The 1,596-nt window shown below is 73.0% G+C and carries 1 protein-coding gene; it reads left to right on the top strand.

The window, feature by feature from the left end; translation table 11 throughout:
- A partial coding sequence (locus ACY5KJ_RS13670; protein WP_462203511.1) for a glycosyltransferase family 39 protein occupies window positions 1-1,596 on the top strand: 1,596 nt, incomplete at both ends.

The raw sequence follows: 1,596 nt of genomic DNA, 5'->3' as shown, positions 1-1,596 counted from the left end.
CCCCCACCGAGACCGGGCCCCCGGTCGACGGCTCCGGTGGCCTCGTAGCCGCCGAAGACGTGGCCGCCGAGGACGCCCGCTGGGCCCGACCAGCACTGGTCACCCTGCTGGTGGGCACAGGTGTGCTCTACCTGTGGGGCCTCGGCGCGTCGGGATGGGCGAACGCGTTCTACTCGGCCGCGGTCCAGGCCGGCTCGGTGAGCTGGAAGGCGTTCTTCTACGGCTCCTCGGACGCTGCCAACTCAATCACGGTCGACAAGCCGCCGGCCTCCCTGTGGGTCATGGCGCTGTCCGTCCGGATCTTCGGCCTGAGCGCCTGGAGCATCCTCGTGCCCCAGGCGCTGATGGGTGTCGTCACCGTCGGCCTGCTCTACCAGACCGTGCGGCGGCAATTCTCCGCCGGTGCGGGCCTGCTCGCCGGCGCGGTGCTGGCCCTGACCCCGGTCGCGGCCCTGATGTTCCGGTTCAACAACCCGGACGCCCTGCTCGTGCTGCTCCTGGTCGCCGCGGCCTACGCGACGTTGCGGGCGATCGAGCAGGCGAGCACCCGCTGGCTGGTGTTCGCCGGGGTCCTGGTCAGCTTCGCCTTCCTGACGAAGCTGCTGCAGGCACTGCTCGTCGTCCCTGTCTTCGCACTGGTGTACCTGGTGACCGCGCCGACCTCGTTCTGGCGGCGCGTCCGGCAAACCCTGGCCGCGGGGCTCGGACTGCTGATCCCCGCCGGCCTCTTCATCGCGATCGTGGAGCTCGTCCCGGCGTCCTCCCGCCCCTACATCGGGGGTTCACAGCACAACAGCCTGCTGGAGCTCACCCTCGGCTACAACGGGCTCGGCCGACTTACCGGCAACGAGACCGGCAGCGTCGGCGGTGGCCGGATGGGCGGCCTGCCGGAATTCATCGGGAACGACGCGGCAGGCGCCGTTCCCGGCGGCGGCACGGTCGTCTTCGGTCCCGGGGGTCCGGGCGGCCGCGGGGGCGGCATGTGGGGCCAGGCCGGTTGGACCCGCATGTTCGGCTCGGCGGTCGGCGGTCAGATCTCCTGGCTGCTCCCGACCGCACTGATCCTGCTCGTCGCCGGACTGTGGATCACCCGGCGCACCCCGCGGACGGACCGCGCCCGCGCCGCCTTCCTCCTCTGGGGCGGCTGGCTGCTCGTCACCGGCATCGTCTTCAGCCAGATGAAGGGCATCTTCCACGCCTACTACACGGTGGCGCTCGCCCCGGCGGTCGGCGCCCTGGTGGGGATGGGCTGCGCGCTGCTCTGGCGTCAGCGCCGGCATCCCGCCGCCGCCGTGGTCTCGGCCGCCACGATGGCTGCCACCACCGCCTGGTGCTACACCCTGTTGAACCGCACCCCCCAGTGGCATCCGTGGATCCGGTACGCCGTGCTCGTCGCCGGGATCATCGCGGCGCTCGGGTTCCTCGCAGCCATCCGACTGCCGCGGCGGGCCGCGCTCGGCGTCGCCGCCGTGGCGCTGGTCGCCGGGCTCCTCGGACCCGGCTCGTACGCCATCGCCACCGCGGCGACCCCGCACACCGGCTCGATCCCGGCTGCGGGTCCCGCCGGCGCCGGCTTCGGCGGGCCGGGTGGCGGCC

This window comes from Frankia sp. CcWB3 (assembly GCF_977927595.1).
Note: the sequence above shows the minus strand (reverse complement) of the source record. Positions and strands in the feature narration are given on the sequence as shown.